Here is a 16,942-nt window from a genome sequence, read left to right as displayed (position 1 = left end):
TGCTCAGTCAAGTTCATCACAACTTTCCATCGATTGTTTTTGCAGCTTCAACGTATACTCCTCAAGCTTCTCGGCTAATCCCTGTTCAAACGTGCCAAGGATCTTCACCGCAAGTAGCCCAGCATTTTTCGCACCTGCCGTGCCGATTGAAACCGTCGCTACCGGAACCCCTCCTGGCATCTGCACGATGGACAGCAAGGAATCCAAGCCATTCAATGCCTTTGACTGCACGGGTACACCAATGATCGGCAAGTTCGTCTTCGCCGCTACCATTCCAGGCAAATGAGCTGCACCGCCCGCACCGGCAATAATCACCTTTAAGCCTCTATGACGGGCACTGCCTGCGTATTCAAACATGAGATCCGGCGTCCGATGCGCCGAAACAACCTTCTTCTCATACTCCACTTCAAACATATCCAAGATCTCACAAGCATATTTCATCGTTTCCCAATCTGAGATGCTTCCCATGATGACTCCAACCTGAGGGTTCATATCTATTATCTCCTCTCCATATAAAAAAGCTGCATGAACACACTTTCCATAAAGAGAAAGCAGCCCACACAGCTTCATCAGCCATGCCATAAGCATCCTAAACGAAGGAAATGCTTACCTCAAAAAAACGTTGAGAATGTGCTTTCCCTCATAGTCCAAAAATTTATTCGGTTTTTGGGTAGAAACTCGCAGGCCATATCCCCGCTATTATATGAGAGAAACATTGCGTATAAATTTGTATTGTATGTTCGTATTCATATTAACAATCCGAACTTTTAACTGTCAACTGAAATTCGAACGTTTTTAAGTTTTATTAGAAAAACGTTCGCTTTTTCTACTCCATTAACTTTCCTTCAAAGATAATCTGCCTCGAAACCGGCACATATTCCGTATTCCCTTCAGAAATCACTTCCTTGAAAATCGGCTTCTCCACCCGCTTCACCGGAAAATATCCTTCTCTTTTCATCCGATCCAAACACGCATCGATCGTCTCGTTGTCCATCAGCTCAAAACGCTGCTTCTTCGGCTTCGCCAATACTACTCGTCCTTTCTTACTTAAATGACTCACCATTAGTGTATCCTATTTTTCGGGAATGCTAAAGGGAAAAGGGGGAGGAATTTAAGAACTGTTTTAGCCAGTAATTAATTAAGCAGATATAATTCCTAAAGGTTCCTCGATATACAACACGTTCACTTCGCTCGACTAACGGTTTAAATTCTGCCCATAATAATAACCAGCCCTCATCAGAACTGGTTATATCATACTCGTTAAGACATTCGTATATAATTCTGTTCGCTAATCTCCGCTTTATCTGCAACTAAGCACCCTTCAAATGCCTTAAACAAAGCTTGGACAGCTCGTTCTTTATTGATTATTTGGATGGCATTCTGATACGCATCCTCATTGTCATATTTCGAAACCTCTACCCACTTCGTTTCGTCATCCAGGCTTTTCAAGAGCATGACATCGCAGCTCACATACTCCTGATAGAGAGCCCTCACCTTATCTTGGATGTCTAAGAAAAGGGCCTCTTTCTCTTTCTGTATGTGATATTCGTATATTTTCACAAACATATTAGGCCTCCTTAGATCTCTGACCTTCAAAAGGATTGCTTGAATGAAGGGCTCCTTTTCTTTCGTATAAGCAGATCGTTCATCTTTATGCTTTATGGCAAGCTGCCGTTTCAAGGACGCATATTCGGCAGCTGCTTCTGGATGCGCCCGGAGGTAATCGCGAAACATCAGCTTATCCCTCCATTCACTGCCATTCCATTTACATACATGCAAGTGACAGGTTCCTTTGCCCCACACACCTTTGCGAAAGAAAAATCTCCCCTTACTCTCAAACGCAGGTTTAGGAACATATTCATACCCTATTTCACATAAAGGTCCTGTAAATAACGCCGCATCCTCTATATCAACAGTGCCGACCATTATGTCGATAATCGGCTTCGCTGCGAGCCCTCTCACAGAAGTACTTCCGATATGTTCAATCATGACTGCATACTGTCCGAGTACCTCTTCAATCCCTTGCTTCTCTCTCTCAAATTGATTCTCCCAACTGGGATCATAAGTCTCTATTTCAACAATTGACTTTGTCATCTACTCACCCCTCTATCTCTCTCAGAAAATCAGCCGTCACACGCTTGAAATCACGTCTTTCCTCTAGATGGGGATAATGATTGCTATAGGGAAAAACATGCAGATAGGCATCTCGAATCCCTTCACTCAATTCAATTGAAAACTCCACAGGGCACTGGACATCATATTGACCGCATAAAACAGCCGTCCTGGCATGAATCCTAATCAATTGCCTTGTCACATCATAGATTAATGCTTCCCTGCTGAATTCCTGATGTCCTTTGAAAAATACTCCTCATACTTCTCAGCATGATATAACGACAGCTGAGTTCGTTCCTTCGTCAGATTAGCTCTCTCAACTTCACCAAGCCCTGGCTCTTTTAAAAGTTTCATTAACTCTTGCATTCTCTTAAATTGAGGATGTAGAACATGATATATGCACCTACTTGATGAGCTATACTCTCTAGCGGCTGTTCCCACCAAAATGAGAGCCTTTAAGGACATTGAATAATGGATTCCATATAGGATGCCAATCATCCCTCCAGTTGAATCCCCCGCATATATCCACTCTGTATATCCCAACTACTTTCGAATCTCCTCTAAATCCAAAACAGAATCTATTAGGCTCAATTCATGCGGATGCTCTGCTCGATCAGAGTTGCCAGCATTCTTCAAATTAATTAGGATGACCTGATTCCGATTCGTAAATGTATCTGCAAAATAATCACCTGTATGATTAAAAGCTGAGTAATCATGCGTGCCACAGACAGGGTTTCCATTCCCCTTGATAAAAATTTCAAAGGAACCCCTGCCTGTCTGGATGATCTGTTGTTCCCACATTGGCATAGACATTCTCCTTATTTGGCTTTCTAACTTATCAATTCGACAATGTAGAGAAGGTTCCTTTTTGTTGTCCTAGATTATTAGGAGGAAACCTTTCAAAAATAGGCAGCATACCTTAGTTTCTCTGGGGTGTAATTTTAATCAAGAATTTTCTCCCTTAACGTGTAAACTTTGCCCTTACCACCTTATTATCGCCCATAGGCTGCATGTTTCGCCCTTAAATCTTGAAAACAGGGGAATGGGAGATAAAATAGAAAGCTCATCTATCCTCTGACCGTCAAAAATGACAAGCTAATGTGTTTTTAGAAGCTAATTTGACTTTTCTCCTCAAAATCTTTGAAAACTACCCCTCTGTTAAGCCATTTTCATTTCCCTTGCATCTTCACGATGCTCCGAAAACACAAAAAAACCAGTTCAATACTGAACTGGTTTCCGCTTGCCCGGCAACGTCCTACTCTCACAGGGGCGTGAGCCCCAACTACCATCGGCGCTGAAGAGCTTAACTTCCGTGTTCGGAATGGGAACGGGTGTGGCCTCTTCGCCATCGTTACCGGACTTATAAAAGAATGTTGAATCATTCTTTCAAAACTGGATAATGTTTGTTTGGCCTATGCGTTTTGTTCTTGGTTAAGTCCTCGAACGATTAGTATCCGTCAGCTCCATGTGTCGCCACACTTCCACCTCGGACCTATCTACCTGATCATCTTTCAGGGTTCTTACTAGCTTGCGCTATGGGAAATCTCATCTCGAGGGGGGCTTCATGCTTAGATGCTTTCAGCACTTATCCCGTCCGCACGTAGCTACCCAGCTATGCTCCTGGCGGAACAACTGGTACACCAGCGGTGCGTCCATCCCGGTCCTCTCGTACTAAGGACAGCTCCTCTCAAATTTCCTGCGCCCACGACGGATAGGGACCGAACTGTCTCACGACGTTCTGAACCCAGCTCGCGTACCGCTTTAATGGGCGAACAGCCCAACCCTTGGGACCGACTACAGCCCCAGGATGCGATGAGCCGACATCGAGGTGCCAAACCTCCCCGTCGATGTGGACTCTTGGGGGAGATAAGCCTGTTATCCCCGGGGTAGCTTTTATCCGTTGAGCGATGGCCCTTCCATGCGGAACCACCGGATCACTAAGCCCGACTTTCGTCCCTGCTCGACTTGTAGGTCTCGCAGTCAAGCTCCCTTGTGCCTTTACACTCTGCGAATGATTTCCAACCATTCTGAGGGAACCTTTGGGCGCCTCCGTTACTCTTTAGGAGGCGACCGCCCCAGTCAAACTGCCCACCTGACACTGTCTCCCACCCCGGTTCAGGGGTGCGGGTTAGAAGTTCAATACAGCGGGGGTAGTATCCCACCGACGCCTCCACCGAAGCTGGCGCTCCGGCTTCAAAGGCTCCTACCTATCCTGTACAAGCTGTACCAAAATTCAATATCAGGCTGCAGTAAAGCTCCACGGGGTCTTTCCGTCCTGTCGCGGGTAACCTGCATCTTCACAGGTACTATAATTTCACCGAGTCTCTCGTTGAGACAGTGCCCAGATCGTTACGCCTTTCGTGCGGGTCGGAACTTACCCGACAAGGAATTTCGCTACCTTAGGACCGTTATAGTTACGGCCGCCGTTTACTGGGGCTTCAATTCGCACCTTCGCTAATGCTAAGCGCTCCTCTTAACCTTCCAGCACCGGGCAGGCGTCAGCCCCTATACTTCGCCTTGCGGCTTCGCAGAGACCTGTGTTTTTGCTAAACAGTCGCCTGGGCCTTTTCACTGCGGCTCACCTGGGCTTTGACACCCTGGTGAGCACCCCTTCTCCCGAAGTTACGGGGTCATTTTGCCGAGTTCCTTAACGAGAGTTCTCTCGATCACCTTAGGATTCTCTCCTCGCCTACCTGTGTCGGTTTGCGGTACAGGCACCTTCTTCCTCGCTAGAGGCTTTTCTTGGCAGTGTGGAATCAGGAACTTCGGTACTCTAGTTCCCTCGCCATCACAGCTCAGCCTTGTGTGATGAGCGGATTTGCCTACTCATCGGCCTAACTGCTTGGACGCGCATATCCAACAGCGCGCTTACCCTATCCTACTGCGTCCCCCCATCACTCAAATGGAAGAGAGGTGGTACAGGAATATCAACCTGTTGTCCATCGCCTACGCCTTTCGGCCTCGGCTTAGGTCCTGACTAACCCTGAGCGGACGAGCCTTCCTCAGGAAACCTTAGGCATTCGGTGGAAGGGATTCTCACCCTTCTTTCGCTACTCATACCGGCATTCTCACTTCTAAGCGCTCCACATGTCCTTCCGGTCATGCTTCACAGCCCTTAGAACGCTCTCCTACCACGCATACCATACGGTATGCATCCGCAGCTTCGGTGATACGTTTAGCCCCGGTACATTTTCGGCGCAGAGTCACTCGACCAGTGAGCTATTACGCACTCTTTAAATGGTGGCTGCTTCTAAGCCAACATCCTGGTTGTCTGGGCAACTCCACATCCTTTTCCACTTAACGTATACTTTGGGACCTTAGCTGGCGGTCTGGGCTGTTTCCCTTTTGACTACGGATCTTATCACTCGCAGTCTGACTCCCGAACATAAGTCTTTGGCATTCGGAGTTTGTCTGAATTCGGTAACCCGATGAGGGCCCCTAGTCCAAACAGTGCTCTACCTCCAAGACTCTCAGTTCGAGGCTAGCCCTAAAGCTATTTCGGAGAGAACCAGCTATCTCCAGGTTCGATTGGAATTTCTCCGCTACCCACACCTCATCCCCGCACTTTTCAACGTGCGTGGGTTCGGACCTCCATCCAGTGTTACCTGGACTTCATCCTGGACATGGGTAGATCACCTGGTTTCGGGTCTACGACCACATACTCATACGCCCTATTCAGACTCGCTTTCGCTGCGGCTCCGTCTCTTCAACTTAACCTCGCATGGGATCGTAACTCGCCGGTTCATTCTACAAAAGGCACGCCATCACCCGTTAACGGGCTCTGACTACTTGTAGGCACACGGTTTCAGGATCTCTTTCACTCCCCTTCCGGGGTGCTTTTCACCTTTCCCTCACGGTACTGGTTCACTATCGGTCACTAGGGAGTATTTAGCCTTGGGAGATGGTCCTCCCGGATTCCGACGGAATTCCTCGTGTTCCGCCGTACTCAGGATCCACTCGGGAGGGAACGAAGTTTCGGTTACAGGGTTGTTACCTTCTCTGACGGACCTTTCCAGGTCGCTTCGCCTACCCCGTTCCTTTGTAACTCCACAATGAGTGTCCTACAACCCCAGAAGGCAAGCCTTCTGGTTTGGGCTGGTTCCGTTTCGCTCGCCGCTACTCAGGAAATCGCGTTTGCTTTCTCTTCCTCCGGGTACTTAGATGTTTCAGTTCCCCGGGTGTGCCTTCATACACCTATGAATTCAGTGTAAGATACTGCTCCATTACGAACAGTGGGTTTCCCCATTCGGAAATCTCCGGATCAAAGCTTACTTACAGCTCCCCGAAGCATATCGGTGTTAGTCCCGTCCTTCATCGGCTCCTAGTGCCAAGGCATCCACCGTGCGCCCTTATTAACTTAACCGTTAAAAAACTCTTACTCGGTTTTTATACATTAATGACGCATTACTTTGCCTTACTACATTATCCAGTTTTCAAAGAACAATTTTCAGAAGGATTGCTCCTTCAAAACTAAACAAAACTACTTGGCTGAGGCAGTCTATATTCCTTAGAAAGGAGGTGATCCAGCCGCACCTTCCGATACGGCTACCTTGTTACGACTTCACCCCAATCATCTGTCCCACCTTCGGCGGCTGGCTCCCGTAAGGGTTACCCCACCGACTTCGGGTGTTACAAACTCTCGTGGTGTGACGGGCGGTGTGTACAAGGCCCGGGAACGTATTCACCGCGGCATGCTGATCCGCGATTACTAGCGATTCCAGCTTCATGCAGGCGAGTTGCAGCCTGCAATCCGAACTGAGAGTGGTTTTATGGGATTTGCTTAACCTCGCGGTCTTGCTGCCCTTTGTACCACCCATTGTAGCACGTGTGTAGCCCAGGTCATAAGGGGCATGATGATTTGACGTCATCCCCACCTTCCTCCGGTTTGTCACCGGCAGTCTCCCTAGAGTGCCCAACTGAATGCTGGCAACTAAGGACAAGGGTTGCGCTCGTTGCGGGACTTAACCCAACATCTCACGACACGAGCTGACGACAACCATGCACCACCTGTCACTCTGTCCCCCGAAGGGGAACGCCCTATCTCTAGGGTTTTCAGAGGATGTCAAGACCTGGTAAGGTTCTTCGCGTTGCTTCGAATTAAACCACATGCTCCACCGCTTGTGCGGGCCCCCGTCAATTCCTTTGAGTTTCAGCCTTGCGGCCGTACTCCCCAGGCGGAGTGCTTAATGCGTTAGCTGCAGCACTAAGGGGCGGAAACCCCCTAACACTTAGCACTCATCGTTTACGGCGTGGACTACCAGGGTATCTAATCCTGTTTGCTCCCCACGCTTTCGCGCCTCAGCGTCAGTTACAGACCAAAGAGTCGCCTTCGCCACTGGTGTTCCTCCACATCTCTACGCATTTCACCGCTACACGTGGAATTCCACTCTTCTCTTCTGCACTCAAGTCCTCCAGTTTCCAATGACCCTCCACGGTTGAGCCGTGGGCTTTCACATCAGACTTAAAGGACCGCCTGCGCGCGCTTTACGCCCAATAATTCCGGACAACGCTTGCCACCTACGTATTACCGCGGCTGCTGGCACGTAGTTAGCCGTGGCTTTCTGGTCAGGTACCGTCAAGGTGCCAACCTATTCGAATGGCACTTGTTCTTCCCTGACAACAGAGCTTTACGACCCGAAGGCCTTCTTCGCTCACGCGGCGTTGCTCCGTCAGACTTTCGTCCATTGCGGAAGATTCCCTACTGCTGCCTCCCGTAGGAGTCTGGGCCGTGTCTCAGTCCCAGTGTGGCCGATCACCCTCTCAGGTCGGCTACGCATCGTCGCCTTGGTGAGCCGTTACCTCACCAACTAGCTAATGCGCCGCGGGCCCATCCGTAAGTGTTAGCTAAAAGCCAACTTTCCCTCTGACACCATGAGGTGTCAGAAACTATTCGGTATTAGCACCGGTTTCCCGGAGTTATCCCAATCTTACGGGCAGGTTGCCCACGTGTTACTCACCCGTCCGCCGCTAATCATCCGGGAGCAAGCTCCCATCTGATTCGCTCGACTTGCATGTATTAGGCACGCCGCCAGCGTTCGTCCTGAGCCAGGATCAAACTCTCCAAAAGATGTTTGATCTAGCTATAATTTAAAACATTGACGAGAGTTAAACTCTCTTTTTTAAGACTTGCTTAGCGTTTCGTTTTGTTTAGTTTTCAAAGAACAATCTTTTTCAATCGCCTTAGCGACCTTATTTATTATACTCTCATTACTTCTTAAAAGCAAGAACTTTTTTTAAAAGTTTTTATCTCGTTTTTCGGAAGCAACTTTTATATAATACCTGATATTTTTCATTAACGCAATACTTTTTTATAACTTTTTTCAAAAACCATTGCTTAATGAATTAGCTCATTAAATATACCACCTTTGTCCGATAAAATATACTGGGATTTAGAGGAAATAAATTCACCTATGTCCTTCCTCACGAGCTTTGATATACCCATAGTAAGCACAGGTTCCATTCTCATTTAAATCCTTTACCTCAAATCCACACTTCTCATAAAAGCTGAAATTAGCTGCTGATGTATGTGCAAACCAATCACCATGAGGCAGCTTCTGGACACAGAGCTCAACTAGTCTTCGGCCAATCCCTCTCCCCTTATATTCCGATAAAACCACAAGGTCCATAATATTAGCCGCCATAATTTTGTCTGAGATCACACGAACCATCGCCACCATTCGATCAACATCCCAAACCGTAAAAGCCCAGGTTGATTTCTGGAATATTAGTGTGTACTTTTCCTTTTGCCATGATGGTATATCCCGTGCCCAGCCCGCATCCTTAAAAAGATTTTCGACCTGCGCAGCCGGGACTCCCTCCGTGCCATCTCGAATAACAAGCCCATTAACATATTGATACATATTTAACTCCCCCTTGTTATTACTAATTCTTCACTGGAAGATGTATTCCTTTTATCAATTTTAAAAAGAAGGATTATACTGAAAGAAATGGAATACATATAGATGATCTTATGATAAATCTATCCCCCAATGATTTATCTTTCTATGAAAGGTGTCTTCTGAATGAACAGTCCAATTTGAGTCAACCCATTCATATTTAAAGCAATAAAATGAATGGGGGATAGACAATTGAACAGAAATTTCAACCTTCTCATTATGGGACAGTCTGCCGCTAATATCGGCGATGTTCTCTATATGGTCAGTATCATCAATCTGATTTTTACCCAGACAGGCTCTGCAGCGGCGGCTTCCTTCGTACCGTTTACGATTACATCCGCCATGTTCTTATCAAGCCTCCTGACTCCTCTACTATTCGGTAAAGTCAGTTTGAAATGGTTAATGACAGGTTCGCAGATTGGCAAGACCTTTTCACTTATCTTATTAGGCTTAAGCTGGTCCATGCTGTCGGGATCAACCTATGGATGGGTATTCCTAACTATTGGATTGATTGCCTTCCTTGACGGTTGCGCAAACCCGATTCGACAAGCTCTGATTCCTCATTATGTGAATCCTGAGCAGCTGTTGAAGGCAAATGGATTGGGTGAGTCCATTACCCAGCTCATTCAAGCAACTATGTGGTTTATCAGCAGCGCCGCTTTATTATTTGTCAGTTCAAAGGCGCTAATTTGGATTGCCGTTGTTTTGTTCATCCTGGCAAGCCTCTTGCTTTGCCTGCTGGCTGATGTTGTCTCAGCTCCTATTGAACAGACCGCCAAACAAGATCGATTGAAAAAAGGATGGAGAACCATCTTTTCTACTCCTGTATTACGGGTAATCACCAAGATGGATGTTCTTGAAACCATTGCAGGTACCGTTTGGGTCGCTGCCATCATCCTCGTATTTGTAACCGAGACATTGAACAGTGATGAAAGATGGTGGGGATTTATTAATGGGGCATTCTTCTTTGGGTTGATTATCGGGAGTATCTATTGTGTTAAGTACAGCTCCTTTATCGAGAGAAGATTAGGGATGGTGATGTGTTGGAGCATAGCAGCTTCCTTCCTTGTCACCCTGCTATTCAGCTTCAACAGCATACCGCTCATTGCTGTATTTCTTTCCCTATTAATCGGCTTTTTCGCCCAATTAAAAGACATTCCCCAGCAAACGGTCATTCAAAGGAGTGTACCTAAGGAGCAGCTATCAACTGTGTATACCTCACTCGGCGCCCTCTCTACTGGGACATTTGGTTTCGCTTCCCTATTAATGGGTATAGGCGCTGATCTATTTGGGGTGAGAGCTGTGTTTATTCTTTCTGCCCTTATACTAGGAGTGGCGAGCCTGCTCATGTTTAAGTATAGAATGTTATTTACGGAGCACTGGAGGGGAAGATATGACAATTGAGAAAGTCAAAATCGTTAAAGGAGCCAATTTCATCTCAATTGAAGATACGAAATATCTTTCAGAGGAAGAGCTGACTGAATTCATCATCGATCTAATGGAACAACCCTGTGTTAATGCCATCCGGTATCTTAACATTCTCGTGAACAGCCAATTCAGCCCGGAGATAGAACGGCTTTTACAGGAGTATGACTTTCAGTTCCATGATGAAATCATCACTGTGCAAAAGGAGTTAAATATTGAGCCAGCTCATAGCCCATATACTTTCATAGACCTTTACACCATATCTGAAAAGGAGTTCACTACAGTCTGGAATCAAGTAATGCACGCTTCTTTAAATGCTCCTCCCTCTATGAATGCGGAGGAACAAATGGAATCAATTAAAATCGAACTTGGTTCTGAATACCGCCGGTCTTGCATCATGGTATATGAAAAAGGCCAACCAATCGGAGTGACTATCCCTCATATAGAGGAAGGAACAGCTCAAGAGGGGAGAATCTTTTATTTTGGCCTAATTCCCGAAGAAAGAGGAAAAGGAAAAAGTATCCTCATCCACCAGCATACATTGAATCTTCTTATGCGTACATTTGGAGCAGCCTATTATATTGGCAGTACGAGTCATAAAAATCTACCCATGCTCCAGGTCTTTAAGAAGAATGGCTGTATGGAATTGGAGAAGAATAAGGTGTATAAGAGAGTCAACTAAATAAAGGGAAAAGCCAGTTCACCCTTGAACTGGCTTTGTTTATGCAACAGCATATATTTACTCTTCCCTTGCCGATTGCTTCTTCATTACTCCAGTCATGAATAGCGTAGATAACAAACATATGATAGCTACGAGGACATACACATAAGGAGGCAGTATACCCCAAGTAGCGAAATACAATACTACCGGAGCCAACACAGCATAAAACCACCTAAAGAATATGGCCTTCTTTACATTATTCATCCTTTCACCCCTTCAGCAGATTCCTCTCTCTATATCAAACATACTATCATCTATTTTGTAACAATTTCCCACTATATGTAAAATAATACCCAAAGATACGCATGACATCAATTATAAATTAATCAGATATTAGATATACGATCACTGCTATAACGAATAGATGGCACTTATGTATCATGATAAAAATCCCTCTATTGAGTTGAATCGTTTATTTAACTCAATAGAGGGATTTTGCAGAAATCCTTATACTCACCAACAAGTCTTCGCCCTTAAGTTTAATTTTTGCCCATAAACACCAGATTTCACCCTTAGAATGGGAGATAGAAAAGAAAGCCCGTCCATCCTCTGACCGGCAAAAATGACAAGCTAATGTGTTTTTAGATGCTATTTTTCCTAAAAATTTTTGAAAACTAAACCTCTATTACCCCTTTTTAATATTCCCCACATCTTCACGATGCTCTGAAAACACAAAAAAAACCAGTTCAATACTGAACTGGTTTCCGCTTGCCCGGCAACGTCCTACTCTCACAGGGGCGTGAGCCCCAACTACCATCGGCGCTGAAGAGCTTAACTTCCGTGTTCGGAATGGGAACGGGTGTGGCCTCTTCGCCATCGTTACCGGACTTATAAAAGAATGTTGAATCATTCTTTCAAAACTGGATAATGTTTGTTTGGCCTATGCGTTTTGTTCTTGGTTAAGTCCTCGAACGATTAGTATCCGTCAGCTCCATGTGTCGCCACACTTCCACCTCGGACCTATCTACCTGATCATCTTTCAGGGTTCTTACTAGCTTGCGCTATGGGAAATCTCATCTCGAGGGGGGCTTCATGCTTAGATGCTTTCAGCACTTATCCCGTCCGCACGTAGCTACCCAGCTATGCTCCTGGCGGAACAACTGGTACACCAGCGGTGCGTCCATCCCGGTCCTCTCGTACTAAGGACAGCTCCTCTCAAATTTCCTGCGCCCACGACGGATAGGGACCGAACTGTCTCACGACGTTCTGAACCCAGCTCGCGTACCGCTTTAATGGGCGAACAGCCCAACCCTTGGGACCGACTACAGCCCCAGGATGCGATGAGCCGACATCGAGGTGCCAAACCTCCCCGTCGATGTGGACTCTTGGGGGAGATAAGCCTGTTATCCCCGGGGTAGCTTTTATCCGTTGAGCGATGGCCCTTCCATGCGGAACCACCGGATCACTAAGCCCGACTTTCGTCCCTGCTCGACTTGTAGGTCTCGCAGTCAAGCTCCCTTGTGCCTTTACACTCTGCGAATGATTTCCAACCATTCTGAGGGAACCTTTGGGCGCCTCCGTTACTCTTTAGGAGGCGACCGCCCCAGTCAAACTGCCCACCTGACACTGTCTCCCACCCCGGTTCAGGGGTGCGGGTTAGAAGTTCAATACAGCGGGGGTAGTATCCCACCGACGCCTCCACCGAAGCTGGCGCTCCGGCTTCAAAGGCTCCTACCTATCCTGTACAAGCTGTACCAAAATTCAATATCAGGCTGCAGTAAAGCTCCACGGGGTCTTTCCGTCCTGTCGCGGGTAACCTGCATCTTCACAGGTACTATAATTTCACCGAGTCTCTCGTTGAGACAGTGCCCAGATCGTTACGCCTTTCGTGCGGGTCGGAACTTACCCGACAAGGAATTTCGCTACCTTAGGACCGTTATAGTTACGGCCGCCGTTTACTGGGGCTTCAATTCGCACCTTCGCTAATGCTAAGCGCTCCTCTTAACCTTCCAGCACCGGGCAGGCGTCAGCCCCTATACTTCGCCTTGCGGCTTCGCAGAGACCTGTGTTTTTGCTAAACAGTCGCCTGGGCCTTTTCACTGCGGCTCACCTGGGCTTTGACACCCTGGTGAGCACCCCTTCTCCCGAAGTTACGGGGTCATTTTGCCGAGTTCCTTAACGAGAGTTCTCTCGATCACCTTAGGATTCTCTCCTCGCCTACCTGTGTCGGTTTGCGGTACAGGCACCTTCTTCCTCGCTAGAGGCTTTTCTTGGCAGTGTGGAATCAGGAACTTCGGTACTCTAGTTCCCTCGCCATCACAGCTCAGCCTTGTGTGATGAGCGGATTTGCCTACTCATCGGCCTAACTGCTTGGACGCGCATATCCAACAGCGCGCTTACCCTATCCTACTGCGTCCCCCCATCACTCAAATGGAAGAGAGGTGGTACAGGAATATCAACCTGTTGTCCATCGCCTACGCCTTTCGGCCTCGGCTTAGGTCCTGACTAACCCTGAGCGGACGAGCCTTCCTCAGGAAACCTTAGGCATTCGGTGGAAGGGATTCTCACCCTTCTTTCGCTACTCATACCGGCATTCTCACTTCTAAGCGCTCCACATGTCCTTCCGGTCATGCTTCACAGCCCTTAGAACGCTCTCCTACCACGCATACCATACGGTATGCATCCGCAGCTTCGGTGATACGTTTAGCCCCGGTACATTTTCGGCGCAGAGTCACTCGACCAGTGAGCTATTACGCACTCTTTAAATGGTGGCTGCTTCTAAGCCAACATCCTGGTTGTCTGGGCAACTCCACATCCTTTTCCACTTAACGTATACTTTGGGACCTTAGCTGGCGGTCTGGGCTGTTTCCCTTTTGACTACGGATCTTATCACTCGCAGTCTGACTCCCGAACATAAGTCTTTGGCATTCGGAGTTTGTCTGAATTCGGTAACCCGATGAGGGCCCCTAGTCCAAACAGTGCTCTACCTCCAAGACTCTCAGTTCGAGGCTAGCCCTAAAGCTATTTCGGAGAGAACCAGCTATCTCCAGGTTCGATTGGAATTTCTCCGCTACCCACACCTCATCCCCGCACTTTTCAACGTGCGTGGGTTCGGACCTCCATCCAGTGTTACCTGGACTTCATCCTGGACATGGGTAGATCACCTGGTTTCGGGTCTACGACCACATACTCATACGCCCTATTCAGACTCGCTTTCGCTGCGGCTCCGTCTCTTCAACTTAACCTCGCATGGGATCGTAACTCGCCGGTTCATTCTACAAAAGGCACGCCATCACCCGTTAACGGGCTCTGACTACTTGTAGGCACACGGTTTCAGGATCTCTTTCACTCCCCTTCCGGGGTGCTTTTCACCTTTCCCTCACGGTACTGGTTCACTATCGGTCACTAGGGAGTATTTAGCCTTGGGAGATGGTCCTCCCGGATTCCGACGGAATTCCTCGTGTTCCGCCGTACTCAGGATCCACTCGGGAGGGAACGAAGTTTCGGTTACAGGGTTGTTACCTTCTCTGACGGACCTTTCCAGGTCGCTTCGCCTACCCCGTTCCTTTGTAACTCCACAATGAGTGTCCTACAACCCCAGAAGGCAAGCCTTCTGGTTTGGGCTGGTTCCGTTTCGCTCGCCGCTACTCAGGAAATCGCGTTTGCTTTCTCTTCCTCCGGGTACTTAGATGTTTCAGTTCCCCGGGTGTGCCTTCATACACCTATGAATTCAGTGTAAGATACTGCTCCATTACGAACAGTGGGTTTCCCCATTCGGAAATCTCCGGATCAAAGCTTACTTACAGCTCCCCGAAGCATATCGGTGTTAGTCCCGTCCTTCATCGGCTCCTAGTGCCAAGGCATCCACCGTGCGCCCTTATTAACTTAACCGTTAAAAAACTCTTACTCGGTTTTTATACATTAATGACGCATTACTTTGCCTTACTACATTATCCAGTTTTCAAAGAACGAACTTCAACAGGACGTTGTGACTTCTCCGTTCGACACACGACGTGTCGGTCTTTAGGAGAAGGTCCGCTGAAGGAAGGATTGCTCCTTCAAAACTAAACAAAACTACTTGGCTGAGGCAGTCTATATTCCTTAGAAAGGAGGTGATCCAGCCGCACCTTCCGATACGGCTACCTTGTTACGACTTCACCCCAATCATCTGTCCCACCTTCGGCGGCTGGCTCCCGTAAGGGTTACCCCACCGACTTCGGGTGTTACAAACTCTCGTGGTGTGACGGGCGGTGTGTACAAGGCCCGGGAACGTATTCACCGCGGCATGCTGATCCGCGATTACTAGCGATTCCAGCTTCATGCAGGCGAGTTGCAGCCTGCAATCCGAACTGAGAGTGGTTTTATGGGATTTGCTTAACCTCGCGGTCTTGCTGCCCTTTGTACCACCCATTGTAGCACGTGTGTAGCCCAGGTCATAAGGGGCATGATGATTTGACGTCATCCCCACCTTCCTCCGGTTTGTCACCGGCAGTCTCCCTAGAGTGCCCAACTGAATGCTGGCAACTAAGGACAAGGGTTGCGCTCGTTGCGGGACTTAACCCAACATCTCACGACACGAGCTGACGACAACCATGCACCACCTGTCACTCTGTCCCCCGAAGGGGAACGCCCTATCTCTAGGGTTTTCAGAGGATGTCAAGACCTGGTAAGGTTCTTCGCGTTGCTTCGAATTAAACCACATGCTCCACCGCTTGTGCGGGCCCCCGTCAATTCCTTTGAGTTTCAGCCTTGCGGCCGTACTCCCCAGGCGGAGTGCTTAATGCGTTAGCTGCAGCACTAAGGGGCGGAAACCCCCTAACACTTAGCACTCATCGTTTACGGCGTGGACTACCAGGGTATCTAATCCTGTTTGCTCCCCACGCTTTCGCGCCTCAGCGTCAGTTACAGACCAAAGAGTCGCCTTCGCCACTGGTGTTCCTCCACATCTCTACGCATTTCACCGCTACACGTGGAATTCCACTCTTCTCTTCTGCACTCAAGTCCTCCAGTTTCCAATGACCCTCCACGGTTGAGCCGTGGGCTTTCACATCAGACTTAAAGGACCGCCTGCGCGCGCTTTACGCCCAATAATTCCGGACAACGCTTGCCACCTACGTATTACCGCGGCTGCTGGCACGTAGTTAGCCGTGGCTTTCTGGTCAGGTACCGTCAAGGTGCCAACCTATTCGAATGGCACTTGTTCTTCCCTGACAACAGAGCTTTACGACCCGAAGGCCTTCTTCGCTCACGCGGCGTTGCTCCGTCAGACTTTCGTCCATTGCGGAAGATTCCCTACTGCTGCCTCCCGTAGGAGTCTGGGCCGTGTCTCAGTCCCAGTGTGGCCGATCACCCTCTCAGGTCGGCTACGCATCGTCGCCTTGGTGAGCCGTTACCTCACCAACTAGCTAATGCGCCGCGGGCCCATCCGTAAGTGTTAGCTAAAAGCCAACTTTCCCTCTGACACCATGAGGTGTCAGAAACTATTCGGTATTAGCACCGGTTTCCCGGAGTTATCCCAATCTTACGGGCAGGTTGCCCACGTGTTACTCACCCGTCCGCCGCTAATCATCCGGGAGCAAGCTCCCATCTGATTCGCTCGACTTGCATGTATTAGGCACGCCGCCAGCGTTCGTCCTGAGCCAGGATCAAACTCTCCAAAAGATGTTTGATCTAGCTATTAAAAATAAAACATTGACGAGAGTTAAACTCTCTTATTTAAGACTTGCTTAGCGTTTCGTTTTGTTTAGTTTTCAAAGAACAATCTTTTTTCAATCGCCTTAGCGACCTTATTTATTATACTCTCATTACTTCTTAAAAGCAAGAACTTTTTTAAAAGTTTTTATCTCGT

6 protein-coding genes, 6 rRNA genes, 1 pseudogene and 1 riboswitch are annotated in these 16,942 nt (G+C 47.9%); of the genes and pseudogenes, 2 read left to right on the top strand and 11 right to left on the bottom strand.

Going from position 1 to position 16,942, the window contains the following annotated elements:
- Nucleotides 1-3: 3 nt before the first annotated feature.
- The 8 genes and pseudogenes from purE to ACY8DX_RS01850 all read right to left on the bottom strand — a co-directional run bounded on the left by purE (nt 4) and on the right by ACY8DX_RS01850 (nt 8,972).
- On the bottom strand, nt 4-492 hold the full coding sequence (gene purE / locus ACY8DX_RS01885) for a 5-(carboxyamino)imidazole ribonucleotide mutase (protein ID WP_462406115.1): 489 nt from the start codon (nt 490-492) through the stop codon (nt 4-6).
- A 131-nt stretch (nt 493-623) separates the two neighbouring features.
- A riboswitch (purine riboswitch) is annotated at nt 624-727 on the bottom strand.
- 99 nt (nt 728-826) lie between these two features.
- Nucleotides 827-1,063 (bottom strand): NETI motif-containing protein, encoded by a 237-nt coding sequence (locus ACY8DX_RS01880; protein ID WP_462406114.1) that lies wholly within the window; start codon nt 1,061-1,063, stop codon nt 827-829.
- A 197-nt stretch (nt 1,064-1,260) separates the two neighbouring features.
- The gene (locus ACY8DX_RS01875) at nt 1,261-2,094 is read right to left on the bottom strand and encodes a GrpB family protein (RefSeq protein WP_462406113.1); all 834 of its coding nucleotides are present in this window, start codon (nt 2,092-2,094) and stop codon (nt 1,261-1,263) included.
- Between the two features lie 4 nt (nt 2,095-2,098).
- A pseudogene (locus tag ACY8DX_RS01870) lies at nt 2,099-2,913 on the bottom strand (alpha/beta fold hydrolase).
- 441 nt (nt 2,914-3,354) lie between these two features.
- Nucleotides 3,355-3,471, bottom strand: a 5S ribosomal RNA gene (gene rrf, locus ACY8DX_RS01865).
- 68 nt (nt 3,472-3,539) lie between these two features.
- Nucleotides 3,540-6,475 (bottom strand): 23S ribosomal RNA (locus ACY8DX_RS01860).
- A 148-nt stretch (nt 6,476-6,623) separates the two neighbouring features.
- A 16S ribosomal RNA gene (locus tag ACY8DX_RS01855) occupies nt 6,624-8,179 on the bottom strand.
- The 16S, 23S and 5S rRNA genes sit together here, the layout of an rRNA operon.
- Before the next feature lie 337 nt (nt 8,180-8,516).
- Nucleotides 8,517-8,972, bottom strand: a complete 456-nt coding sequence (locus ACY8DX_RS01850; protein WP_462406112.1) for a GNAT family N-acetyltransferase — start codon at nt 8,970-8,972, stop codon at nt 8,517-8,519.
- A 228-nt stretch (nt 8,973-9,200) separates the two neighbouring features.
- Between ACY8DX_RS01850 and ACY8DX_RS01845 the strand changes: the two genes are divergently transcribed.
- Both ACY8DX_RS01845 and ACY8DX_RS01840 read left to right on the top strand, forming a co-directional pair.
- On the top strand, nt 9,201-10,412 hold the full coding sequence (locus ACY8DX_RS01845; protein ID WP_331456719.1) for an MFS transporter: 1,212 nt from the start codon (nt 9,201-9,203) through the stop codon (nt 10,410-10,412).
- Nucleotides 10,402-11,115 carry a GNAT family N-acetyltransferase gene (locus tag ACY8DX_RS01840; RefSeq protein ID WP_462406111.1) on the top strand — a complete coding sequence of 238 codons (714 nt, stop codon included), beginning with the start codon at nt 10,402-10,404 and terminating at the stop codon, nt 11,113-11,115. Before ACY8DX_RS01845 ends, ACY8DX_RS01840 begins: the two co-directional genes overlap by 11 nt.
- A 749-nt stretch (nt 11,116-11,864) precedes the next feature.
- On the opposite strand, the gene rrf (ACY8DX_RS01835) is transcribed toward ACY8DX_RS01840, so the two are convergent.
- The 3 genes from rrf (ACY8DX_RS01835) to ACY8DX_RS01825 form a co-directional block, all read right to left on the bottom strand.
- Nucleotides 11,865-11,981 (bottom strand): 5S ribosomal RNA (gene rrf, locus ACY8DX_RS01835).
- A 68-nt stretch (nt 11,982-12,049) separates the two neighbouring features.
- Nucleotides 12,050-14,985: ribosomal RNA gene (locus tag ACY8DX_RS01830) — 23S ribosomal RNA — on the bottom strand.
- Between the two features lie 214 nt (nt 14,986-15,199).
- Nucleotides 15,200-16,755 (bottom strand): 16S ribosomal RNA (locus ACY8DX_RS01825).
- Nucleotides 16,756-16,942: the final 187 nt, after the last annotated feature.

The organism is Gracilibacillus sp. Marseille-QA3620, from assembly GCF_054950035.1.
This window is presented reverse-complemented; position numbering and strand designations above follow the sequence as displayed.